Source organism: uncultured Psychroserpens sp., from assembly GCF_947494225.1.
Classification (GTDB): domain Bacteria; phylum Bacteroidota; class Bacteroidia; order Flavobacteriales; family Flavobacteriaceae; genus Psychroserpens.
Genome location: NZ_CANLUG010000002.1, coordinates 500,237 through 523,092, shown reverse-complemented (window position 1 = coordinate 523,092; position 22,856 = coordinate 500,237). Strand labels below are relative to the sequence as shown.

The following is a 22,856-nucleotide window of genomic DNA, read 5'->3' as shown; positions in this document are numbered from 1 at the left end:
ACCCCTAATTATTATTGATTGTATTACCATTACCAAAAATGCCATCCCTTTCTATGTTGTTGTTGGATATGATTGTCTTTTTCTCAGTTTCTCCTTTAGTGTTTTGAGCATCGTTCTGTTTATCTCCTTTGGGTATGCCAAGTATCTTTTGTATTTCACTTGCTAGTTCATCTGGATTGTGTTTCCATTGGAATCCAGTCATGCCTTTCAATGCTTCATGCACTTCTGAAATATCCGTGTCATCAATCATTACTGGAATAACATAGGTACCCATGTCTTTTTCCATTAGATACCTTGGGATGAAGGCTTCTATTTCTGTTTGAACAAAGGCATTGTCCTTATTTATATAATCCTTGGAAACGATGATGACCACTAGCCTTGATTCATGTTGAAACACTTTCAACAGGCGCTTTTTTAGAAGCTTTCCCAACATGGTCTCTTGTCGCTCTGGATAGTAATATGTTCGAATTTTTGGACACTTCAATTTCAAGGCTTGGGCAATGCAAAGAGCAATATCCCTGTTTGCCCCAGTAAATGAAATGGCGACATCGTGTTTGTAAGATTCCTTCATTATATAATCTCTTTATGTACCAAGTTCCAATAATGTTGTCCAAGTACGGTTAATTTACATGACTTGCTTTGCATGGCCGCATCGAACATGTGTTCGGCACCGACGGGAATCAATAAATTAACCCTATTATAGCGCTGCAAAACTCTAAATTCCTCAGAATGTTTTGGTATCATTGTTTCTGAGATATGCTCATACGTAGGGTTGAGTGCAAACGCATCGGTTTTATTTCGGAACAAAGCAGTGATACGCTTCAAATCCGTGAGCTCGATTGAAGGTTTGGTGGTTTTTAAACAGATGAAATGTTCAACATTTGTCTTAAAAATAGGGCGCTGCTGCCATTCGCCCAATGATTGGTCTATATGTGCGTATATGCTTCCTGGAGTAACTTGTCCCAACAGATTTGACCCACCACCATTTAGGGCGTCTACGAGCAATGTTGTGAACACTCCAGATTCATTGATTTCGGCTGCATACTGTTCTGCAGCTGATGCAGTTAACACAGTCATTCCCTCTGCCAAGATTGCCTTTCCTCCAAGATCGATGGATGTTCCTGCGTTCCCTGAATGGCAACAGTCCAGAATTATGATTTTATTTTTTGAGGGTGATGCATTGGCCAATGTTAAAACCTCATCCAATGCCACCCCTGCTTCTCCATCTTCAATATCAGAAGTCATTAAAAAAGACCCAGTAGCACCAAGGTGTCCATGGCCGGCAAAATAAAATAAAACCGTTTCTTGATGCTTGTCGTTAAACAGGTTTTCTATTTGCTTTCTTAGGTCTTTCCTTGAAATACAATCATCCTTGCTAGTAGCGGTTAGCAACCTAATTCCGAAATTTCGGGTATGGTCATCATTTCTACGAAGAGCATGATTGACCTTGAGCGCATCATTCACAGCTCCTTTGAGGTTCTTATGATGATTATAATGATCTATGCCTACCAATAGTGCTTTTTTCCCCATAATAATTATAGTTTAATCGGTCAATAGCTCATTTGCGCTGACCTTGTTCATTTTGATCTTAAAAGTTTCCAAATCTTCTGTACTTCTGTAGGATTCACTACTAAACACTTCTTTTTCAAACTTCATGACATCCATAAAGACGGTGACATCATCCGACCAGTTCTTGATAAAAACATCGCCTCTTTGCCTCTTTATACTAAATTTTGCGCCACCAGATGCGTCAACTGCCCCTGATTTGACGCCCTTAACGTTACCTTCCAAAACCAGACTGGAAGATTTGGTTCTCGATTGCATGATCAATGCCTTTTTCGCTATTGTAACCGATGTCACTAAGTAGGTATCTTCCCATAGCATCTGCTTTCCTTTTACATTGATCTCATTTTCCAGTGATATTAGATCGCTCAACTCTTTTTTGTCACAATCTATTCCTAAAAAGTAAATGGCGCCTTCTGATGAAAATTGCACATCGATGAGATTATCGCTTTCAGGTAGTCCATTTCCACCTAGAGCCATATTGGTATCTAGGTTGACATCAAATGATATAGATTTTTTACTTGTGAAATGGTAGGTATCTGGATTGTTAGAGAACTTTGGCTTCTCATAGTGCACGCCAATTTTATCCAAACTGGTGATTTTCTTGAAAGAACCAATTGGTTTGGTTTTTCCGAAAATTGATTTCCCAAAAGGAAACGTAATTATGTCTCCGACCTCTACATGCTCGCCGGGAAGGTAAACCGCAATTTTACCTAATGCTTTTGCAAGCTCTTTTGAATACTGAATTTGTAGTTTTGACATCTTGTGAGTTTTAAAAATTAACATCACAAATATTTGCTAAAAACTAACGATTTACTACAGTAGTACTATTGATATTCGTATCATTAGAAGTAGGGATAAATGGGTTTTAACACCACAGTATCAGTACAGTTTACAACTGTTGGGAGTTTACCAAAAAGATGGTCATTTGAATTTAGGCAGTAGAACTAATTTAATCCATTTTCTATGGCGAAAATGATAAGTTCCTTTGAGTTTTTTACGCCTGTTTTTTCGATAAGGTGTTTTCTATGGGAATTAATTGTAGACTCAGCCCTGCTCAACTGTGCTGCTATTTTTGGAGTAGACAGTCCTTTTGCGATGAGTTTAAGAACTTCTTTCTCTCTTTGAGTAAGTCTGATTTGACCATAAACATTGGTAGATCTTAAACTAGAGATAAGGGCATCCTTGATGTCATCACCTATATATTCTCCATCTTCATAAACAGTTTGTATTGCTGTTACCAGCTCCTCTTTTCCTTTGTTCTTAAGAATATAACCGTGAGCTCCAACTTCCAATACTCTTTTAATAAACTTCACTTCCTTGTACATGGTAAGGATAAGGATCTTAACGTTGGGAAATTCACTCCTAATATAATTGGTAAGTTCAACACCATCCATCTTGGGCATGTTTATATCCAGCACAGCGACATCGATATCGTTTTCCCTAATTATAGGAATGACATCCTTTCCATTATTGGCCTTTCCCACAATCTCAATACCATCATTTGGACTAATTAATGAAGTTAATCCATCTAAGACTATTTCGTGGTCATCTGCTATAACTATTTTAATCATTTTATATATTGTTTAATGGAATATCAATCGAAATATTTGTTCCCTTATTGAGCATTGAATCTATGCTTAGTTCCCCATCGAGAGAGTACACTCTTGAAGCAACATTGGTCAAGCCCATACCTTTATCTTTACTTTCGTTGTAATCAAACCCAATACCATCATCTTCCACGGTAATATGCAAACTATTGTCATTATTTATCAGTTGTATGGTAATGTGTTTTGCCTGTGCATACTTCAAGATGTTACTCACAAGTTCCTGAACGATTCGGTAAATCGTAATTTCAATATTATTATCCAGTCTCGCATCGAAGCCATGGGCAATAAACTCAACCTCTACTCTATTACTTTCCTCCAATGTTTCCTTTAGATCTTCTAAAGCAGCCACCAATCCAAACTTGGTAAGCACACCAGATGCAATGTCATGTGATATTTTTCTAACTTCGTCACAGGCGTTATCCAGCAATGTATTGGCTTTTTCATACTGGCTTCTGTTGGAAGCTTTAAGTTTCTCAATGTTTTCTTCAACCGATTTAAAATGGACTTTTACCATTGAGAGCATGCTACCAAGCCTATCGTGCAAATCCCTTGCTATGCGCTGTCGTTCTCCTTCCTGGCCTTCTATCATTGCGTTTATTGATTTCAACTCTTGATTTTTGAGCAACTCTTGAACTTTCTGCTTTTCTATCTGCTCTCTATCGGCTTTACGCTTTTGTTTGTTTCCTCTCAAGATCGCAAGTAAAAGCAATATGAGCAAAAAAAGTCCAAAAATAAGGGCATAGTTTTTCATTTTGGTCTTTTCCAGTTCTTGTTGGGCTATTAGTTTATCCTTTTCCAAGGCTTTTTTTTCTAGCTGTTCTTCTTCATAATCATAATTACTAATAATTGCTTTTTTTGAGACATCATATATATGTTCGTTTAAGTCGACAAATCTATTCCTATACTCCAGGGCCCTGTCATAAGCCTTAAGTTGAGAATAGCATAGTGACAGATTTCCTACTAACTGAAGTTGAATGTTTATATCGTTCTTCTTTTCTGCCAAATCGAGGGCTTTCTCATAGTATTCAATTGCGTTTTCGAACGCATCTTTTTTAAACTCAACATTGCCCAAGTTGTAGTACACATCAACCAATCCCGATTTATTTTCGCTATTGTTCAAAATGTCCAAAACATTCTTGTAAGTACGCAATGCCGAATCTAAATTATTTCTATTATAATCAATTCCAGCACTTACATTATACAACCTAACATTATTGTCCTGTATTCCCAATGTTTCATTTAAGGCCAATGCTTTGTTATAATAGCTTAGCGATGTAGAGTCTCTATTGGTTCTAAAAAAGGCGATGGACAAATTTGTATAGACATTATATAGTTCGTTAGATTCATTTAATTCTTCCAACGATTCCCTACTTTGATTTAAATACTCTATGGCATTGTCATATTCTTCCAGTGTTATATAAAGTGCCCCAATGTTTGACAACGAATATGCGATGCGTTTATCATCTTTCAACTGCCTCCTAATTTCTAAAGCTCTGAGGTAGTACTGTATGGCTATGTCAAACGCCCCGATTTTTTTATAAGCCACGCCTATATTATTGCAAACAGACGCGATTTGGGGTTTTAATGCTAGAGTTTCAAAAGCCTCTAATGCTTTTTCATAATGATTAATGGCTTTGCTCTGCTGCTCCTTATAAGTGTATAATTTCCCTAATTGGTTTTCAGCTCTCCCAATCCCATAGGTATGCTTGTTCAATTGTTCTTCATGAAGCGCATCATTAAATAAAGTTTCAGCTTCATTGAGTTGGCCTTTATTGAGATATATGGTCGCTATTCTAACCATACTGGTGGCCTTGCCTTTTCCATAGGATAACTGTTTGCTTATAGTGTTAGCTTGCTTTGCATAGCTTAGTGCGCTATCGGGATCGAGTTTGGTAAGCTCCCAAGCCAAATCGTTTAGCATATCAACTTTTAAGGAATCATCGTTTGTTCTAGCTTCGACTCTAACCAATAAATCGTCTATGGTCTTATTCTGACTATTTAATAGGTTAATACAAATAAAACTGCATAAGAACAGATATTTAAGTTTTGAAATCACAATCATAGAATTACGGCATAAATACTTTATAAATAATGCTTTACATCATTAAAGATAATAAAGCATTATTATAAACTGAAGACTTATCCTACTTTTTAGAATTGTCTTGCCCTTTTGTACCTGGTCTGATATCTTCAACAGTTTCCTTGGTATCAGTTGCTGGTTTCGGAGTTTCAGTTTTTGGTTTTTTTGTTGAATCTTCCATCGTAAAAAGTTTTAAATTAATATTTACAAATGTTCAATATTTTAGATCAACCTCTCGCCTAACTTAATATGATTTTAATGTCATCACTTTTAATGACAAAGCTTAATAACATCATTAAATATAATATGTAGTGAAGTGCACTTGATGGGTAAGGAATGAACTATTTACACAAGAAAAGGTTTCCAAATCTAATTTTATGAAAAATGATGTTTGGTCTAATTCAGCTTAAATTGAATTCAAACCATAAGTTCTAAAAACATGTTAATTCTCAATTGACTTAAAAATGGATACATAAAGCACTTCTCACCTATTTATAAGGCTTTCAATAAAAATAGTAGATACATAAAACTGAGTTTCTAGCAGGTTTGAACCTATTTGCATAACCACCCTGTTTTATTGGCTTTTATCTCCTACCAAAAAGGCATGGTGAAACAATAGCGAAACGTCAATTTTTCATTACTATTTTATATTTAAGGAAATTATTAATATCCACTATTGGGTGTTGTTATTTGGGATAGATAAAGTATTCCCTTACTATTCATAAGTGTCTTAATAAAAATGGTACAAATATGGGACAATTATTTTATCAAAAAATTAAAATAACTTAGGATTTAATTCCTATACTATGCAAATAAAATCTTTAATCATTTTTTTGGTTGAAGCTTTGTTTTACCCATTTCATTTAGTAGTAAGAGTGATGTCTAACAGATATTATAACATCCTAATATATGAAGTTGTCCCACTTCTGATTTACATCTTATTTCAATAAAACACCATCGTTGTTTATCTAAATTGCGCAATATATTTGGAAATTTGATCACTTAAACAGTTATTGTTTTTACGGTTGGTATAACTTTCCAAATAATCATTGCCATTATTAATGATGCTATTGCAGCAGTAATTATATTGAGTTCAAATCCTATTGTACTATACATTAAACCAGCAATACCAGAGCCTAGTGCCATACCTATTTGACCAATAGCAATCATCAAACACATTACTTGACCTCTGTTTTCACTACTTGTAATATCTGATGCTAATGATTGAAACGATACTAGCCTCCCAGAAACACACAGCATGAATAAAAAGAAAACTGCCGTAGCTTGCATATAACTTAATTCAATAACTAAAGACAAGCCTAAAATTAGTGTTAAAATAAAATTTGAAATAATAGTAACAGGTTTTCTACCGACAACATCTGTTAATTTACCAGCAAAAGGGCTTGCTAAAAGGGATGCACAGCCGCCAAAGAAAAAAACCAACGCTATATCTTTAGCACCTGAGCGAAAGGATGCTTCTAGCCATTTAGGGAAATATACTAGATATACTGTTATACTAAAAAACATTAGAATATAAGAGATTGAAAGTATTCTATAAACTGAAGCTTTTAAGATTTGTATGTACCCTTTGAGTATTGAAATAGGCTTTATTTCAACTTTTGTTCTATTATTTTTAATTTGTGGTATAAAAAAATATGCTAACCCAAACACAAGACACATTACGAAACCGAAAAACATAAAAGGAGTTGCAAAACCAAAATTTTTAGCAAAAATAACCCCTAAAGGGATGGCTGCAATTTGACCGATTGCACTTCCTGTAGCTATGACACCATTTGCCCAACCTCTTTTGTTATATGGAAAATAATCTCTAACAAATGAAATGCAAGATCCTGTAAGAATCCCTCCAGAAACACCTGTTAATATCCTAATTACCAAAAGTGAATAGTAGTCATAGGCAATATAGTGAAGTATTAATGTTGTTGCCATTAACCCTGAACCAAGTAATATTATTTTTCTTCTTCCTATATTATCAGAAACATATCCTGAAAATAATGCTACTACACCTAATGTTAATGAGTATACTGTAATTAATAAACCTAATAAACTTTCGTCTACGTGTAGTTGCCTGCAAATTTCTGGAAGTATTGGTGCCATAATTAGAAACTGACTACTTGAAGAAAACATTAGTAGCCATAGAGTTAACAGGACAAAAAAATTGTGTGGTTTAGACATTATAGAGAAATGAGTTTTAACAATAACAATGTGAAATGACTATTAAGAGTAAGAAAGAGGCAGCATGTTATACCGCCTCTTAAAAAAAAAATAACCTTTCAAACTAATAAATCATTATCTATCACATGAAAAACAATAAGGTTACTTTTTAATTGCTACAACCAAACAAACTATATTTTCTTTTGCCATCTATTAATAAAAGAATCTGTTACGCTTTTAAATTGTGGAAACTTTTTTTCAACCTCTTGAGCTATCTCTATTGCTTTTTTATAATCGCCTTCATGCTCTGCAAATCGAGCTAGTAGAAAATTATTACCGAAAATCTCTTTTATTTGTTTTGATTCCATTAACCATACTTTAGCTTCTTCAATCATCATGTCATGATCTAAAGCCCAATTTACAGCGTTGGTATAATCAATTACGTTTTTAGTTTCTCTTGCTTTTTGGATGTAATCTGTAACTTCTTTTTTTATATCTTCTTCACTAGTAGATATATTAATAGAGGCTTCTCTATCTGCCCAAGCCAAAGTAAGGTTACCTTTATTAAAATTTATATCTTCAAAAAAGTATATTAGAGATTTTACATTATAATCTTTATAAATTGTAGGTTTTACTTTTACTCTAAGTGCATCTGATTGACCTCTGTAAAAAAATGTTCCAAATTGTAAACTTTGAGTATCAAAGATGAATGTCCATTCATTCTCTGTAGGCAGAATAAACAATGCATATTTGCCTGCACTTAATTCACTTCCATTAATTATAACATTTGTTGAAAATTCAATAGTAGTGGAAAAATTTGCGCCAGCTCTCCAAACTTTATTATATGGCACTAAATCATCCCAAACCTCTCTTTCATTAATATTAGGGCGGTAGTAGTTTATTTCAATTTTGGTTATTCCTATACGCTGCATTACCGAAGCTCTAGAACTTATATGGCTTAATTTATCAAATGAAGTTTGATCTTGAGAATAAGAAGTAATAAAAAATAATAAGCAAATTAATTTGAAAAGATATTTCATGATAGTAGTTTTTTTTAAAATTAATACCGCTAAAATATTCTAGTATGCTGAAGCTTCTATGCTAATAAATAGCATATTATAATAAAGGGTCGCTATTATTCTAATAAATGGTAAACTAGAACATAAAGCATTTTATGCAAATTAAAAAACATTGCCTTATGACAATGCCTTTATATATATGAAATGAAACTTTACATTTTTATCAATTCATGAAAACTATTAAATCATTTTTAAAATTTTACCCCCACACCGATTTCAAATCTATGAGTAGTTAAATCCCAGCTTATATTGATTTTTTCTCCAGACTCTGGATCGGTAACATTAGAATTTATATTGTCAGCTATAAAAATTCTGTAACCAGCGTTAACTATAAATATCTTTCCAATAGGAACAATTACTCCTGTTTGAAATTGATAGGCAAAACCATTTGAGCTCTGCTCAAAATTAGGAAATGATGGATTATTAATTGGAGTTGTCTTTAATGTTAATTTTGTAGCTCCTAATCCACCACCAATAAATGCATCAAATGTTTTAACTGGGATGAGCCAATGAAAGTTTGCCATATATGCTGTTGTATTGAACTCATTCTCAAATTCGAAACTATCAAAGCTTTCTACATCCTTAGTTGGATGCCTAATAAATTCTGCTTGAGCCAATATAGCACCATATTTATCAGATATGGGAAAACTTCTTCCTATTGCAGCACTAAAACCTAAATCTTTAGCTAATTCACCTTCAGTTTTACCAGATGTTGGTGTATTTCCTCCAACAACTTCAATTAATTTAGAATCTAGTAATAATGACAAATTAAGGTTGATGTATGTGTCACCGTCATTAAAAAATGATTTAGGTTTTACTGTTTCTTGAGCTCTCAAACTCATACTCAAAGTTAAAAACAATAAGCTAACAAATAATTTCATTTTTAGAGTTTCCATATGATTTAACATAATTTTTCAATTTGAAAATGTAATGCAAAAACATTCTTACTTAGTAAATATTAGACATTTAAATTAGGCACATATAACTGAAATTACATGTCCTAAATTAAAGATATGTAGAGTATTAATTTTTCAAGTAGTTCGATGATAAAAAATAAGTTGAATGGTTCTTTGTTTTAAAATGAAAGGTAATTTTTAAACTAAAGACTTTTGGTAGTATTAGCTATGATATTGTTTTCTGTATTAGGATTATTAAACCAATCTCTAAGTTCTTTGCTTTTGTATCTGCTACATGATAAGACTGGATTGGATTTTAAAAAACCTTCTTTTAAATGAACATCTAATTTTTTATTTGTTGCATCTTCTAATTTTTTAATGCAATGTCTGTTTAGCAAAAATTGACGATTAACCCTATAGAAAATATTTGAATCAAATAAATCTATTATTTCATTTAAGGATGTGTATTGTGATATAAATTTTTTTTCTTGAAAATCTTTAAGGATTACTATTCCATTTTTTGAGTTTACATATGCAATATTATTTACCTCAATATTGGAAATACTGTCGGCGGTTTTGACTGTTATATATTTTTTATCATTATTAACTACTTTCTCAACATTGTCTTCATTTTTGTATTCACTCAACATGCTTTGCTTATACATTTCTAATAAAATAAGAATTAACCCCTCAAACGTTGAAATGAAAAGGCTAATAAATAAAAAGAAAGAATAACTTATGAAAGTTAAGTCCTTTTTAAGTATTAAACCATTAATGCCAATATATAATATTGTAAAAATAATAATGGTCACTATCCATATAAATAAAAACTGACGAATAATTCTATTCTTTAAATTCTTATTCAATGGGTGCTTTTTTTTGAGATACTTATTGATAGTAGTATTGGCATGACAAATTGTTGTCCCAAAAATTAATGCAAGACCAAATGTTCGCCATGGAAAAGTATAATCTTTGAATATAAAAGGCAATTTTTCATAAGCAAAGAAATGAGATATTAATAAGGCCAAGAATAAAATAATACTCCATCTTATCAATTCAAATCTATCGATGTTTTTAAAAAAAACTACTTTCTTCATTGTTTCATTTGTTCACTTTTCAGGACCTTTTATACAAAGTTTTAATACTCTTTATTTATAAGTTGAAAGCTACTAAAGTTTTTTGATTTAAGCCTAATTAGGCTATGACCATTCATTACAAATAAAAGGACTACTGATAGAAAACGTAATAGCCAAAGGTATAAACAGCAACAAATTAGCTATAAAATTGCATTGTAATTTAAATATAAAAATCATGAAAAAATTAGTTTCAATTATTGCGCTTACAGTTATCACCAACTTTACCGTTCTTGGACAAAGTAGTTCAATTGCTGATGACATGGCTACTTTATTGACAAGTATGAAGACTTATACTTTAGCATTGGCTGAACAAATGCCAGCAGATAAATTTGAATATAAACCATCGGAATCAGATGAGTTAAGAACTTTTGCAGAGCATTATAAGCATATTAAAAACTTTATGGGTTTTCAATTGTTGTTGCTAAAAAATGAAAAATTTGACTTTTCTAGCTTGATAGCAAATAACAAAACCTATGAAAGTACTGTGGTAAGCAAAGAAAAAGTCATTTCTGATTTATCTAACAAGTTTGATGAAGTAATTGCTTTCTATAAGAACACTACTGATAAAAGTTTATCTGAAACCTATCCATTTGTTTGGGAGTCAAATAAGCCTAATAGATCTCGTCTATTAATTACTATGGCATTAAGAGATCATATGTCACACCATCGAGCGCAATCTATTGTTTATTTAAGAGAAAACGGAATTAAACCTGTACAGTATCAAAGATATTAACTAACACAACTAATGAAAAAAATTATGATGACTACACTTATAATTGTTGGAGTAATTATATTGCTTACTATTGCTTTCTTTGGCTTTAATAAAATTTATCCTATAGGTTTAAAACTTCATAAACCCATTAATCAAACGTCTGGGATAGCTATAGGCGAATATGATGCTGTTTCTTATTTTAATCAAATAATGCCAGTTAAAGGATTCGGGACTTACGTTCATGATTGGAATGGGGTAACTTGGTTGTTTTCATCAAATGATAATCTACAAGCTTTTAAATCTGATCCAGAACGTTATGTGCCTCAATATGGCGGTTATTGTACTAAAGCTATATCGTCTGGATTTGCAGCACCTGCAAATCCAAAAATATGGACTATTGTAAGTGATAGGCTTTACTTCTTTTCAAGTGATAAGGTAAAAACAGATTTTTTGAAAGATCCAAACAAGCAAATTGAAGCTTGCAATAAGAAATGGAAATGAAATAATTTTCTACGAATCTAATTTAAAAATGAAGCTTTTAAAAACAATATTTTTTTTATTCTTAATTATAACGTCACAGCAAAGCATTTCTCAAACTACAAGTAATACTGTTAAAGGGAAAGTAAATGACGAAAATGGTCAAGCTCTTGAATTCGCAAATATTTTACTATTAAAATCTGTAGATAGTAGTTTTGTAAAAGGTGCTATTTCTGATAAGCTAGGAAATTATAGTATTCAAGATATCAATTCAGGCGATTATATAGTTTCGGCTTCAGTAGTTGGCTATAATCAAATATATTCGAAACCTTTTTCTATAAAATCTAGTGGCACAAATATTCAAGTAGAAACGTTACAGTTTTCTGCAGGAACTCAATTAGATGAAGTAAATATAGTTACAACAAAACCACTTTTTGAGAAAGCAGCAGATAGAACTATAATAAATGTTGAAAATAGTGTTATTAATGCAGGTAGTGATGCTTGGGAAATTCTTCAAAGAGCTCCAGGTTTAACAGTAGATAATAATGATGAAATTTCTATACTAGGAAAATCTGGAACAATTGTACTTATAGATGGTAAACGTACTTTCTTGTCTGGAGATGCCCTAGCAACTCTATTAAGGAGCACCCCAAGCACAAATATTTCAAAGATAGAAGTTATTACTAATCCTTCAGCAAAATATGATGCCAGCGGTAATGCAGGGGTAATTAATATTATAAATAAAAAAAGCATTGTTACTGGGTTTAATGCCAATTTATCATTGAATGCGGGAGCAGGCTGGAATGAATTTATTAATCCAGGATTAAATTTTAATTATCGCGCTGAAAAATTTAATGTTTACGGGAATTATAGTTATGCAGATAGAGAGAGAAGTCTTGAACTTGGATTATTAAGAAGAATACTCAATGATACTCAAAATGTAATTTTTGACCAAGAACAAGAAACAGTAACTAACACTGATGAACATTTATATAGTTTAGGTTTTGACTATTATATAGCACCAAAACATACTCTTGGATTTAATTTTAGAGGTTTTAATCGCATAGGAAATGATAATGGCCTTTCACATTCTGATATAGAAGATACTTTCAACCCAGACCAAGATTTAGATGTTGAAACCAATAGTGATGCCTTTCTTGAAAATTATGCGTTTACTTTTAATTATGATGGAAAGTTAAGTGATAAAAGTAACATTTATATAGAGCTAAACTCAATAACATATACTATATCTGATGATTCCTTTTACGATGTGTTATTAGATGAAGAAAATAATAACACACCTCTTCGGGATGACCTATTACGAAATTTAGAAGATTCTGATATAGATATTAAATCTTATCAGTTCGATTTGTCTCATTCTATAAGTAAGACCTTTTCTTTAGATTGGGGCGCTAAATACAGTGATGTTTTTACTTCTAACACCTTACAGTTTGACGAATTCAACAATGGTACTTGGGAAAATGATCCAGATATATCTAGCCAGTTTAATTATGATGAAAATGTTTTGGCTGGCTATATTAATTTTTCAAAAACCTACGAGAAATATAAGTTTACTGGAGGTTTACGTGTGGAAAATACTGAATCTATTGGAAACACTATAAGTTCTAAAACAGAAAGAAATTATACAGACTATTTTCCTAGTTTTTCAGTAAACTATAGTTTAAATGATACTAAAAATTTAGGGTTATCTTATAGTAGACGTATTGATAGACCCAGCTATCAAAACTTAAATCCATTTATTTTCTTTATAGATCCATTTACTTTTGCAGAAGGAAATCCGTTATTACAACCACAGTACACTAACAATTTTGAAACTTCATACAATTCCAAAAACTGGACCTTTTCACTAGGTTATAGCCATACAAAAGATGCTATACGTTTTATAACAATACAAAATGATGCTGAATTAACAGGTATAGCCACAAACATAAATTTAGATCATTTATACAATTATAACGGTACAATAAATTACCAAAAACAGCTTGCTAATTGGTGGCGCATGTTTACTTCAGCAAGTATATTTTATAATCATTACAAGTCTGATTTTGAAGGTTCAAAAATTAACCAAGGTGTTGCATCATTTAGAGTTAATACTAGCAATACTTTTAATTTAAAAAACAGTTTGAAATTTGAATTTAACGGATTTTTCCAATCCCCTTCAGCAACTGCATTAGGCCGTAATGATACTTTTTACATATTTAATTTAGGTGTTCAGAAAACTTTATTTAAGAAGCTAAATACACGCCTAACCTTTAATGATATATTCGATTCTTCTGGAGCTACTGGTAGCGTAGAGTTTGAAAATCAAGATTTAGAGTTCTTTTTTAGAAGAAAGAATAGCCGATTTGTATTAGCATTAACTTATCCAATAGGTAATGACAAAATTAAAGCAGCTAAAAAGAAGAAGTCTGGAGCATTAGATGAAGATAGTAGAGTAATTAAACAATAAATCAATAATTAATTAAAACTTTAAATATGGAATCAAAAACAGCAACACCAATAGTTGGATTATTTCAAATGCAAACTAATTTTTTTAACAAATCAATTGATGGAATTACTGAAGAACATGCAACTACACGCATTAGTGAACAGGTAAATCATATTACTTGGATTACTGGACATATTGTATCGTGCCGTTACATGTTATGCGGTATGCTAGGTATGCAAGTTTCAGAGCCTTATCCAGATTTATTTGGGAATTTAAAAAAAATACAAGACGATATAACATATCCATCACTTAATGAGCTGTCTAAAGCCTTACCTGATATTACAAATCAGTTGGTTGAAAAGTTAAGTTCGATGAGTGAAGAAGAGTTTCAAAAAGATGCCTTTGGTGGAAAGCTAATAGACATAGTATTGTTTTTTACATATCATGAAGCTTATCATATTGGACAACTAGGTATTTTGAGAAAAGCTCTGGGTTATGATGCTTTAAAGCATAACTAACATAGTGTATTATGAAAAACATAAAACATAATCTACAAATAAATTCTTCGCCGACTCAAGTCTTTGAAGCACTAACAACTTCTAAAGGTCTAGGGAATTGGTGGACAACAGAGGTAGATGCTCAACCAAAAGAAGGATACATTAATTTCTTTGGGTTTGGTGATTTAGGTTTCTGTAAGATGGAAATTAAAGAATTAATCGAAAATAAGTCAGTTTTCTGGAAATGTATGGATGGTGATAAGGAATGGGTAGGTACCAATTTATCTTTTGAATTAATAGCTGAAGGTGAAAACACCATTTTAAAATTTTCACATATGGATTGGCGAGAAGAAAGTGATTTTTTTGGTTTTTGTAATTATCAATGGGGACGCTACTTAGAAAGTCTAAAAAGATTATGTGAAACAGGAAAAGGAGAGCCATTTAAAACATAATGCATTTATTATTTAATATTAATTAGTAAAATAATGGAAGATATATTTATTAATCATTGGGCAGTTTTTGTATGTGCATTAATCAGTATTTTATTAGGAGGTATTTGGTATTCGCCCTTGCTATTTTATAGAGCGTGGATAAAAGAAATCAAGATTACTAATGAAGAAATGAAGAACACCAAGTTCTTAAAAGTTCGCATCATTGGTATTCTTTTATCCTACTTTATGTCTTATAATATTGCCTTTTTATTGGGTAGTTCTTCTACCAATTGGCAATGGGGTTTAATGATAGGATTTCTGTGTGGATTTGGTTTAATATGGCCAAGACTAATAATAATTTCTTTAAATGAAAAAAAGACATGGAACTACATTCTTATTCATGGCGGATATACTGTGATATATTTTAGTATTGTAGGGCTCATATTAGGTGCATGGAGATAAAAAAATATTAAAAGGGACAACATTGGATGAGTTTCAAATAAAACAAAATTCTTGGTTTGACATATCTAAACATTAAATTAATCACATTGTTTAATAAGAACAAAATAAAAATTATGAAAAAATATACTCTCTTATTAATTGGAATTCTATTCGTTTTTTCTTGTAATCAATCTTCAAAAGATAAAAATAACGATACCAATGATGATTCTCCAATAGAATATACACAAGAACAAAAAATAGCTTTAGCAAAGGAAGTTATGAATTTAATACCTGCTGGAGAAGAACATCAAATTTTTAAGACAATAACAGGTACTTGGAAGTTTAAGGCTAAAGTAAAATCGCCAGATGGAACTGATGTATTTATTGGTGAAGGAATTACAAAAAACAAAATGATTTTAGGTGATCGCTTTTTACACTCTGAATCTGTTGATGATAATGAAAAACAATTAGCAGTCGGGTTAATGATATTAGGTTTTAATAGGCAAACCAATTTTTATGAAGTTACCCTTTACAGCGATGGTGGCACTTACAATGTTAGTTCAAAGGGAATCGTTCAAAAGCAAGAAAGTAAACAAATTATAGAAACTAAAGGAAGCCGTTTTGACACCATTTTAAAGGTTGATGAAGATTATGAAGTTAGTATTGATTTTATAAGTGAATCATACTATACCATTACCTTACGTTTCAAAGATATTTATAGTAGTTCAACATTTAGTGAAGTTTTAATTGAATATAAGAGAACAGATGAAAAAGTTTAAAATTTTAAGTTTAGTATTAATCGTTTCATTTTCAAATCTGGCAATTGGCCAATTTTTAGATGCCCCACCAAGTGGAAACAGTCAGCGAAATACGGTAACACAGCGTATTGGTAGTATTGTTGAGATTACTGTAGATTATAGTAGTCCTCGTGTAAATGGACGAACTGGTAAAATATGGAATAAATTAGTTCCTTTTGATAAAGTTTGGCGCGCTGGTGCCAATGAGAATACGACTATTAGATTCTCTCATGATGTACAAATAAATGGCAATAAGCTTAATGCTGGAGTTTATGGATTGTTTATGATTCCTACTGAAAATGAATGGACTATTGTTTTTTCAAATAATAGTACTTCTTGGGGCTCTACAGTTTATAATGAAAAAGAAGATGCATTACGCATAAAAGTTAAAGCAATTGAAAATCATTTTACAGAGTGGTTAACATATGATTTTATAGAGCGTATGTCATCTCATTGTGATTTAGCATTAAAATGGGAAAATTTATTAATTCCGTTTAAAATTGAAGTTGATATACACAAAATAGTATTGGAAAGTTTTAAAAGACAACTTAATGGTGCTATAGGGTTATTTAATTACGAAGGTACCTTGCAAGCAGCAAAATACTGTCTAAGTAATGAGGTCTATTTACAACAAGGGCTAGATTGGATTAATCAGTCAGTAACCATTGCAGCTAACTTCAGTAATTTGATTGTGAAATATCAATTATTAGAAAAATTAGGAAAAATTGAAGAATCTAAAAGCACTTATGACTTTGCACTATCATTGGGTACACCTCAAGAACTTTATTATTATGGTAGAAAACTCATGAGAGAAGAAAAATTGCCACAGGCGTTAGTGGTTTTTCAAACTAATTACGATAAGTATGGTAGTAATGTTTGGCCAACAGATTTAGGTATGGGAAGAATATATCAGGCAATGGGTAAAAATAAAAAGGCTAAAAAGCATTATGAAGCAGCTTTAAAAATAGCCAAACTAGATAGACAAAAAAGGAGTTTAGAGGGATTGATTATTGAAGTGACTAATTAAAATAATGAAAAACCTGCCAAAAATCGAAACCAAGAGATTACTTCTTCGTGATTTATCACTTAAGGATGCAGGTCAAATGTATGAATATACCTCAAATCCAATAGTTTCTAAATATTTGTTATGGAATCCTCATTTAGATTTAGAAGAGACAAAAGAAGCTATAGTTAGTTATAAAAATAACGATAGTATGATGCAATGGGCAATAACACTAAAAAAAACAGAAATTTTAATTGGAGTTGGAGGTTTTGGTATTATTAATTCGCAAATGAGAAAAGGGGATTTGGGATATTCATTTAATCCTAAATATTGGAACAAAGGTTATGCAACTGAAATGACTAAAGCTCTTGTGAATTATGGATTTAATGAACTGAATCTTGTGAGAATTCAAGGCGTGATTCATGTAAATAATATTCCTTCTGCCAAAGTTCTTGAAAAATCAGGACTTGCTTTTGAAGCAATTTTGAAGAACTGGATGCTAATTAATAAAAAACCAGTTGACACAAAAATTTATTCCATTGTGAAAAAATAAAAATTATTTACAGACAAATTACTTTCGCAAAATTTTGAATATAGAAACCAAAAATAGAATATCCTATATAGATAATGTTCGTGGGTTAATTATGGCAATTATGGCTATTGATCATGTAAGTTTTTTTATAAGAAAAGTACATTATTCTGAATATTGGGGTACTAACATACGATATGCTTCTACAACAGATTTTATTTCACGTGCAATAACACATATTTGTGCCCCTGGATTTTTCTTGTTAATGGGAATGGGTTTGTATCTTTTTGCTGAAAATAGGTTGTCAAAAGGTTGGAGTAAACATCAAATTTTTAAATGGTTTTTAAAACGAGGTATTGTACTTATCTTAATTCAACAATTCATTGAAAACCCTGCTTGGATATTAAGCGTGATTACTTCTGGTCTTCAAAACGAAGCTTTGTTGCCAACAGTTCCTGGAGATGATGGTAGTTCCCTTATTTTGGTTTTAAGCGTTTTATTTTCGCTGGGATGCTCATTAATTTTAGGTTCACTGTGCATATATTTAAAAAGGTTTTATTGGCTTGTTGTTGCGTTAATAATATTTATAGGTAGTGAATTTATTATACTAAACAGTAATCCAGAAATAGGCTATAATGGATTGTTAAGAGTATTTGTAATTGCAGGAAAAACGGGATTCTTTAGTGTTCTCTACCCAATATTTCCATGGTTCGGTATTACTCTTATTGGAATGTATATAGCTAAATTTGCCAGATATAAAAACAACGCTTTTTTTGTCGCGGGTTGTATTTGTGCTTTAGTTTTTATAGCGATAAAATTGCCTTCACTGGGAAATGAAAATTGGCTGGTTTCTTTGTCACTTGTTAAATATCCACCATCTGTAGATTTCATTTCTCTTTACTTATCAATAATCTTTTTCATTTTATATTTTTTTAAGCGATTTAAAGTGAATATTTCAATGCTTTCAGTATTTGGTAAAGTACCATTGTTCTTTTACATTTTACATATTTGGATTTACAGCTTGATAGGATTAGATTTTAAATTTGGAACCACCGTAATACCAATGTATTCAATATGGTTAGTTTCACTTATACCTCTCTATTGGTTGAGTATTTGGTATTTAGAATTTAGCAAAAAGAAGAAAGAAACATCATTTTGGAGGTTATTATAAAAAAGTTTAATAGTGAAGGTAGAAATTATTGAATATAAACCAGAATATCAAAAACATTTTCAAGCTTTAAATGAACAATGGATAAATCACTATTTCAAACTTGAACCTTATGATATAGATGTTTTAACTAATCCTGAAAAGTACATTATTAAAAACGGTGGCTTTATTCTTTTTGCTAAATTTTTAAAACAAATTGTTGGTTGTATCGCCATGTCGTATAATGGTTATGGTATTTATGAACTTAATAAAATGGCAGTTGATGTTGTGTTTAGAAATAGAGGTATTGGTAAAGAATTAATTGAAACTGCACTTGAAAGGTTAAAAGAAAAAAGGGCTGTAAAGGTTGTATTAGCATCCCAAAAAGGTTTAAAAAGTGCTATTCATTTATATGAATCCTTTGGATTTGAACATGCTACATTTACTCAATTAGCCCATTCTAGAAGTGATGTTTATATGGAATTAAATTTAAAACCAAAATAATATGAAAACATTGAGATTAATTTTATCAATAATTGTAGGTATGATTACTATTACTCTAGTAGCTGAAGCTATTGAATTTTTAACCGTAAAGTTATCTAGTGGCGAAAACCTTGATGTTTTAACTAAAAATCAAGAAAAATATTTCAGCCATAGAAATACTTCAGGGATTTTAATTTTTAAAATGATTTATTCATTGCTAGCTGGATTTATTGCAGGCTATATAACTTCTCTAATAGCCAAAGTGAAGCATCGTACAGGTATTTATATTTTGATAGCATTACAAGCTATTTCACTTATCTATGCAGGTTTTATATCTGAAATGGGAACAACTGGTCCACTATGGATGTGGATTGGTTTAATCATTAGTATACCTATTGGAATATTACTAGGAAATAAATTATATAGTAAAAAAGTAAAATGATTATGGAAACTATCTTTCATCAAATACTCATAAATGCAAAACCTGAAATAGTATATGAAATGATTACAACCAAAAATGGGCTTTCTAAATGGTGGATATCTGATTGCGTAGTAAAGCCAATACTAGGTTTTGTTAATGAGTTTAAGGTTGAGGGCTACGTCGATAATAAAATGAAAATCATTGATTTAACTAAAAATACAATGGTTGAGTGGGAATGCATAGAAAGTGACAAAGAATGGATTGGTACTCATGTAATATTTGAAATATCAGCACACAAAGAGTTAACTAAATTAAACTTTAGACAGACTAATTGGGAATCGCAAACCGAATTCTTTGGTACTTGTAACTTTCATTGGGCTCGTCACTTAATAATGCTAAAAGACCTTTGCGAAACTAACACAAATCAATTGGATAATGCTAAAGAATTGAACGAAATCAAAAAAGTAAAAGATTAATAATATGACAAATTCAGATTTTATAAAAGAACAAAAACCAGAGCACAAACAATTAATCGAAGAAATGTCTAAAATATTGCTAAAACACGAGCCAAAATTAAATATAAGCGTAGCTAATATTATGGGATCTAATATGTTGTGTTTTAGTCCGACTGAAAATGGAGTTGAATATAGGTATGGTTTTTCCAAGCATGCTAAACATTTGTCATTTCATTGTATGCCAATGTATTGTAAGCCAGAAATTAATAGAGTATTTAGCAAACAATTTAATAAAACAAAATTTAAAAAAAGTTGCATCAATATTACCGATACATTAAATTTTGATTTGAATTTATTTGAAAAATTAATAGAAGAATGTGCAAACATAAAATATCCTTTCTAATGAAAAATTTAAACTTACCACACTATTTGTTAGTATCAATAGTACTTACAATTTTTTCTTGTAAGCAAAGCGAAAAACAAGTAACTGTTGAACACAAAATTGCAACTTTATCTATTTCCGAAGCGTATGATTCTATAGCCGCCAAAAAGTTTGGGGCTGATGATTATGGAATGAAAAAGTATGTTATGGCTTTTCTAAAAAGAGGCCCAAATAGAGAATGGAGTAAAAAGGAAACAGATTCTTTACAAATGGCACATTTAGAGAATATTGGTAAAATGGCTAAAGCTGGAGACCTTGTTTTAGCAGGGCCATTTTTTGGTAATGATGACCTAAGAGGTATCTATATATTTAATGTCACAAGTATTGAGGAAGCAGAAAGATTAACCAATACAGACCCAGCAATTCAAGCTGGGAGTTTAGCAATGGAATTAAAAGAATGGTATGGTTCTGCGGCTCTCATACCAGTAAACGATATACACAATAGTTTAATAAAACCTGAAGAAGTTTTAGCAGAGGTATATCAATGCCCAATGAAGTGTGAAAAAGATAAAACATATCATAGTAAAGGTAATTGTCCTGTTTGTAAAATGGATTTGAAAAAGCAATCGTAAAATGATATTTTATAGAATACTTACTTCTGATGATTTAAAAGTATATAAAACTATTAGGTTACAAAGTCTTTTGGAATCACCATATTCATTTAGTGATTCTTATGATGATATGATTGATAAAGATGATTGCTTTTATTTAAACGAATTAGATAACTCTAATTTCTCATTCATGATAGGTGCCTTTAATTCAGATTCTGAGCTTATCGGTTTTGTGAATTTTAAAAGAGATTATAGAACAAAGGCTAATCATAAAGGAATGATACATAGAACTTATGTGCATCCAGATTACAGAAAACAAGGTATAGGTGTTAAACTAATGCACAATGTCCTCGAATTTGCAAGAAAAATTGAATCTCTAGAACAAATACATCTTTGGGTATTGCAACCAGAAAATGGAACTTCAAATTTCTACAAGAAAATAGGTTTTCGGTCTCAAGGAACTATTGTTAAAAGGGATTTGAAAATTGATAATCTTTACGTAGATGCTGAATATATGGTGCTTTATTTCTAATATCAGTAACTCGCTAAATACCATTTTTTAAAATCCATACTTTTATAACGACTTACATTGAGTCCATCAAATATACTTTCCTTTAAATAAGGATCATCAAGCAGTACCTTAAGCTTACGGTTCTTATCCTTTTTAATAGATTTAATGATATTTCTGTTTACAAAATATTGCCTATTAATTCTGAAAAAGATTGTAGGAGGTAATTTTTCCTCTATCTCATTTAAAGAATTGTATTGTGTTGTATACTCATTTAAATCCTGGTCTAAAATAGTCACGATACCATTTTCAGAATGCAAATAAGCTAAATCTTCTGTGTCAAATTCAATTGTTTTACTTCCATTTTGCACCACAATTTTATCAAAAACTTTTTGTGATACATTTTTAGTTGAGCTTGAAGTAGTATATAATTTAATAATATCTCTAAAGGTCAAAATGACATCTTCAAACAAAGCAATCGATACTATAATCAATAAGTATTTTGTGAAAGAAAGGAAGCTAAAAGGGCTACCAAAAATTAATAAATTAATCACGAAATAAAGAATACTAAAAATGAAGCTTGTGGCTAATGCGCTGTAAAAAAATTGTGTTAAAATAATTTCTTTTAAACTGCTATTATATGATCTAGTTTCCTTTAAAAATCTATAGATAAATGCATTAGATTCACATATGAAAATCCCAAAAACTAATACAACTAAAAAAGTTCTTGTTGGAAACTCATAATCAACTGTAAAAGGTAATTTTCCATAGCTTAAATAATGAGAAATAAAAATGGAAAGCATCACCATTGCAGAATAACGCACAAAAACTACGGACTTAATTTTGCTTAATAGAGTATTCAATTTTATTTGGATTAGAAAGCATTGCTTTCTACCAAAGAAAATAATAATTCAAACACAAAACAATTCAAACATTCATAATTAAGATTTAATTAACAGCATTACACAAGGGTTGTA

26 protein-coding genes are annotated in these 22,856 nt (G+C 31.1%); 16 read left to right on the top strand and 10 right to left on the bottom strand.

All coding sequences use genetic code 11. The features are described 5' to 3' along the window. Positions 1 to 4: 4 nt before the first annotated feature. The 9 genes from Q0893_RS06445 to Q0893_RS06405 all read right to left on the bottom strand — a co-directional run bounded on the left by Q0893_RS06445 (position 5) and on the right by Q0893_RS06405 (position 10,497). Positions 5 to 571, bottom strand: coding sequence for a toll/interleukin-1 receptor domain-containing protein (locus Q0893_RS06445; protein ID WP_299273566.1), 567 nt, complete (start codon positions 569 to 571; stop codon positions 5 to 7). Continuing rightward, on the bottom strand, positions 571 to 1,530 hold the full coding sequence (locus tag Q0893_RS06440) for a caspase family protein (protein WP_299273563.1): 960 nt from the start codon (positions 1,528 to 1,530) through the stop codon (positions 571 to 573). The genes Q0893_RS06445 and Q0893_RS06440 overlap by 1 nt, the downstream gene beginning before the upstream one ends. Before the next feature lie 12 nt (positions 1,531 to 1,542). Then, positions 1,543 to 2,325 (bottom strand): hypothetical protein, encoded by a 783-nt coding sequence (locus tag Q0893_RS06435; protein ID WP_299273557.1) that lies wholly within the window; start codon positions 2,323 to 2,325, stop codon positions 1,543 to 1,545. Positions 2,326 to 2,510: 185 nt separating this feature from the next. Continuing rightward, entirely contained in the window at positions 2,511 to 3,137 is a 627-nt protein-coding gene (locus Q0893_RS06430) for a response regulator transcription factor (protein ID WP_299273554.1), read from the bottom strand. A 1-nt stretch (position 3,138) separates the two neighbouring features. Continuing rightward, on the bottom strand, positions 3,139 to 5,235 hold the full coding sequence (locus Q0893_RS06425; RefSeq protein ID WP_299273551.1) for a tetratricopeptide repeat protein: 2,097 nt from the start codon (positions 5,233 to 5,235) through the stop codon (positions 3,139 to 3,141). A gap of 1,020 nt (positions 5,236 to 6,255) precedes the next feature. Beyond that, positions 6,256 to 7,398 (bottom strand): MFS transporter, encoded by a 1,143-nt coding sequence (locus tag Q0893_RS06420; RefSeq protein ID WP_299273549.1) that lies wholly within the window; start codon positions 7,396 to 7,398, stop codon positions 6,256 to 6,258. A gap of 218 nt (positions 7,399 to 7,616) precedes the next feature. Continuing rightward, positions 7,617 to 8,465 carry a DUF2911 domain-containing protein gene (locus Q0893_RS06415; RefSeq protein WP_299273545.1) on the bottom strand — a complete coding sequence of 283 codons (849 nt, stop codon included), beginning with the start codon at positions 8,463 to 8,465 and terminating at the stop codon, positions 7,617 to 7,619. 230 nt (positions 8,466 to 8,695) lie between these two features. Further along, the gene (locus Q0893_RS06410; RefSeq protein ID WP_299273542.1) at positions 8,696 to 9,385 is read right to left on the bottom strand and encodes an outer membrane protein; all 690 of its coding nucleotides are present in this window, start codon (positions 9,383 to 9,385) and stop codon (positions 8,696 to 8,698) included. Positions 9,386 to 9,603: 218 nt separating this feature from the next. Beyond that, a complete protein-coding gene (locus Q0893_RS06405) occupies positions 9,604 to 10,497 on the bottom strand; it encodes a LytTR family DNA-binding domain-containing protein (protein ID WP_299273539.1) in 894 nt (297 codons plus the stop codon). Between the two features lie 214 nt (positions 10,498 to 10,711). Here Q0893_RS06405 and Q0893_RS06400 point away from each other — a divergent pair, with 214 nt between their 5' ends. The 16 genes from Q0893_RS06400 (at position 10,712) to Q0893_RS06325 (ending at position 21,903) form a co-directional block, all read left to right on the top strand. Continuing rightward, positions 10,712 to 11,269 (top strand): DinB family protein, encoded by a 558-nt coding sequence (locus Q0893_RS06400; protein WP_299273536.1) that lies wholly within the window; start codon positions 10,712 to 10,714, stop codon positions 11,267 to 11,269. A 12-nt stretch (positions 11,270 to 11,281) separates the two neighbouring features. Continuing rightward, the gene (locus Q0893_RS06395) at positions 11,282 to 11,749 is read left to right on the top strand and encodes a YHS domain-containing (seleno)protein (protein WP_299273533.1); all 468 of its coding nucleotides are present in this window, start codon (positions 11,282 to 11,284) and stop codon (positions 11,747 to 11,749) included. A gap of 28 nt (positions 11,750 to 11,777) precedes the next feature. Continuing rightward, entirely contained in the window at positions 11,778 to 14,195 is a 2,418-nt protein-coding gene (locus tag Q0893_RS06390; protein WP_299273530.1) for a TonB-dependent receptor, read from the top strand. A gap of 26 nt (positions 14,196 to 14,221) precedes the next feature. After that, positions 14,222 to 14,692 carry a DinB family protein gene (locus Q0893_RS06385; RefSeq protein ID WP_299273527.1) on the top strand — a complete coding sequence of 157 codons (471 nt, stop codon included), beginning with the start codon at positions 14,222 to 14,224 and terminating at the stop codon, positions 14,690 to 14,692. A gap of 11 nt (positions 14,693 to 14,703) precedes the next feature. Next, positions 14,704 to 15,123 carry an SRPBCC domain-containing protein gene (locus Q0893_RS06380; RefSeq protein WP_299273524.1) on the top strand — a complete coding sequence of 140 codons (420 nt, stop codon included), beginning with the start codon at positions 14,704 to 14,706 and terminating at the stop codon, positions 15,121 to 15,123. Between the two features lie 33 nt (positions 15,124 to 15,156). Next, positions 15,157 to 15,564, top strand: a complete 408-nt coding sequence (locus tag Q0893_RS06375) for a DUF1761 domain-containing protein (RefSeq protein ID WP_299273520.1) — start codon at positions 15,157 to 15,159, stop codon at positions 15,562 to 15,564. Positions 15,565 to 15,677: 113 nt separating this feature from the next. Continuing rightward, positions 15,678 to 16,322 (top strand): DUF1579 family protein, encoded by a 645-nt coding sequence (locus tag Q0893_RS06370; RefSeq protein WP_299273517.1) that lies wholly within the window; start codon positions 15,678 to 15,680, stop codon positions 16,320 to 16,322. Further along, the gene (locus Q0893_RS06365) at positions 16,309 to 17,367 is read left to right on the top strand and encodes a DUF2911 domain-containing protein (protein WP_299273514.1); all 1,059 of its coding nucleotides are present in this window, start codon (positions 16,309 to 16,311) and stop codon (positions 17,365 to 17,367) included. The genes Q0893_RS06370 and Q0893_RS06365 overlap by 14 nt, the downstream gene beginning before the upstream one ends. 4 nt (positions 17,368 to 17,371) lie before the next feature. Next, complete coding sequence (locus tag Q0893_RS06360) at positions 17,372 to 17,896, top strand: GNAT family N-acetyltransferase (RefSeq protein WP_299273511.1); 525 nt, start codon at positions 17,372 to 17,374, stop codon at positions 17,894 to 17,896. 34 nt (positions 17,897 to 17,930) lie between these two features. Continuing rightward, positions 17,931 to 19,043, top strand: coding sequence for a heparan-alpha-glucosaminide N-acetyltransferase domain-containing protein (locus Q0893_RS06355; RefSeq protein ID WP_299273508.1), 1,113 nt, complete (start codon positions 17,931 to 17,933; stop codon positions 19,041 to 19,043). 12 nt (positions 19,044 to 19,055) lie between these two features. Beyond that, the gene (locus Q0893_RS06350; protein ID WP_299273505.1) at positions 19,056 to 19,523 is read left to right on the top strand and encodes a GNAT family N-acetyltransferase; all 468 of its coding nucleotides are present in this window, start codon (positions 19,056 to 19,058) and stop codon (positions 19,521 to 19,523) included. 1 nt (position 19,524) lies between these two features. Beyond that, positions 19,525 to 19,944: a hypothetical protein gene (locus Q0893_RS06345; RefSeq protein ID WP_299273502.1), complete on the top strand. Its 420-nt coding sequence runs from the start codon at positions 19,525 to 19,527 to the stop codon at positions 19,942 to 19,944. Between the two features lie 2 nt (positions 19,945 to 19,946). Then, complete coding sequence (locus Q0893_RS06340) at positions 19,947 to 20,399, top strand: SRPBCC domain-containing protein (protein ID WP_299273499.1); 453 nt, start codon at positions 19,947 to 19,949, stop codon at positions 20,397 to 20,399. Between the two features lie 4 nt (positions 20,400 to 20,403). Then, a complete protein-coding gene (locus Q0893_RS06335; protein WP_299273496.1) occupies positions 20,404 to 20,781 on the top strand; it encodes a hypothetical protein in 378 nt (125 codons plus the stop codon). Next, entirely contained in the window at positions 20,781 to 21,392 is a 612-nt protein-coding gene (locus Q0893_RS06330; protein ID WP_299273492.1) for a heavy metal-binding domain-containing protein, read from the top strand. Before Q0893_RS06335 ends, Q0893_RS06330 begins: the two co-directional genes overlap by 1 nt. A 1-nt stretch (position 21,393) precedes the next feature. After that, positions 21,394 to 21,903 (top strand): GNAT family N-acetyltransferase, encoded by a 510-nt coding sequence (locus Q0893_RS06325; RefSeq protein WP_299273489.1) that lies wholly within the window; start codon positions 21,394 to 21,396, stop codon positions 21,901 to 21,903. A gap of 2 nt (positions 21,904 to 21,905) precedes the next feature. Here the strand turns inward: Q0893_RS06325 and Q0893_RS06320 are convergent, their stop codons facing one another. Beyond that, on the bottom strand, positions 21,906 to 22,742 hold the full coding sequence (locus tag Q0893_RS06320) for a LytTR family transcriptional regulator DNA-binding domain-containing protein (protein ID WP_299273486.1): 837 nt from the start codon (positions 22,740 to 22,742) through the stop codon (positions 21,906 to 21,908). Positions 22,743 to 22,856: the final 114 nt, after the last annotated feature.

Excerpts from the sequence above, each read along its gene's own strand:
- Q0893_RS06370 (WP_299273517.1), top strand. The coding sequence starts at position 15,678 with ATGAAAAAATATACTCTCTTATTAATTGGAATTCTATTCGTTTTTTCT.
- Q0893_RS06340 (WP_299273499.1), top strand. The coding sequence starts at position 19,947 with ATGGAAACTATCTTTCATCAAATACTCATAAATGCAAAACCTGAAATA.
- Q0893_RS06325 (WP_299273489.1), top strand. The coding sequence starts at position 21,394 with ATGATATTTTATAGAATACTTACTTCTGATGATTTAAAAGTATATAAA.
- Q0893_RS06400 (WP_299273536.1), top strand. The coding sequence starts at position 10,712 with ATGAAAAAATTAGTTTCAATTATTGCGCTTACAGTTATCACCAACTTT.
- Q0893_RS06415 (WP_299273545.1), bottom strand. The coding sequence starts at position 8,465 with ATGAAATATCTTTTCAAATTAATTTGCTTATTATTTTTTATTACTTCT.
- Q0893_RS06440 (WP_299273563.1), bottom strand. The coding sequence starts at position 1,530 with ATGGGGAAAAAAGCACTATTGGTAGGCATAGATCATTATAATCATCAT.
- Q0893_RS06335 (WP_299273496.1), top strand. The coding sequence starts at position 20,404 with ATGACAAATTCAGATTTTATAAAAGAACAAAAACCAGAGCACAAACAA.
- Q0893_RS06410 (WP_299273542.1), bottom strand. The coding sequence starts at position 9,385 with ATGAAATTATTTGTTAGCTTATTGTTTTTAACTTTGAGTATGAGTTTG.
- Q0893_RS06435 (WP_299273557.1), bottom strand. The coding sequence starts at position 2,325 with ATGTCAAAACTACAAATTCAGTATTCAAAAGAGCTTGCAAAAGCATTA.
- Q0893_RS06420 (WP_299273549.1), bottom strand. The coding sequence starts at position 7,398 with ATGTTTTCTTCAAGTAGTCAGTTTCTAATTATGGCACCAATACTTCCA.
- Q0893_RS06390 (WP_299273530.1), top strand. The coding sequence starts at position 11,778 with ATGAAGCTTTTAAAAACAATATTTTTTTTATTCTTAATTATAACGTCA.
- Q0893_RS06395 (WP_299273533.1), top strand. The coding sequence starts at position 11,282 with ATGAAAAAAATTATGATGACTACACTTATAATTGTTGGAGTAATTATA.
- Q0893_RS06375 (WP_299273520.1), top strand. The coding sequence starts at position 15,157 with ATGGAAGATATATTTATTAATCATTGGGCAGTTTTTGTATGTGCATTA.
- Q0893_RS06430 (WP_299273554.1), bottom strand. The coding sequence starts at position 3,137 with ATGATTAAAATAGTTATAGCAGATGACCACGAAATAGTCTTAGATGGA.
- Q0893_RS06360 (WP_299273511.1), top strand. The coding sequence starts at position 17,372 with ATGAAAAACCTGCCAAAAATCGAAACCAAGAGATTACTTCTTCGTGAT.
- Q0893_RS06365 (WP_299273514.1), top strand. The coding sequence starts at position 16,309 with ATGAAAAAGTTTAAAATTTTAAGTTTAGTATTAATCGTTTCATTTTCA.
- Q0893_RS06405 (WP_299273539.1), bottom strand. The coding sequence starts at position 10,497 with ATGAAGAAAGTAGTTTTTTTTAAAAACATCGATAGATTTGAATTGATA.
- Q0893_RS06445 (WP_299273566.1), bottom strand. The coding sequence starts at position 571 with ATGAAGGAATCTTACAAACACGATGTCGCCATTTCATTTACTGGGGCA.
- Q0893_RS06425 (WP_299273551.1), bottom strand. The coding sequence starts at position 5,235 with ATGATTGTGATTTCAAAACTTAAATATCTGTTCTTATGCAGTTTTATT.
- Q0893_RS06345 (WP_299273502.1), top strand. The coding sequence starts at position 19,525 with ATGAAAACATTGAGATTAATTTTATCAATAATTGTAGGTATGATTACT.
- Q0893_RS06380 (WP_299273524.1), top strand. The coding sequence starts at position 14,704 with ATGAAAAACATAAAACATAATCTACAAATAAATTCTTCGCCGACTCAA.
- Q0893_RS06330 (WP_299273492.1), top strand. The coding sequence starts at position 20,781 with ATGAAAAATTTAAACTTACCACACTATTTGTTAGTATCAATAGTACTT.
- Q0893_RS06385 (WP_299273527.1), top strand. The coding sequence starts at position 14,222 with ATGGAATCAAAAACAGCAACACCAATAGTTGGATTATTTCAAATGCAA.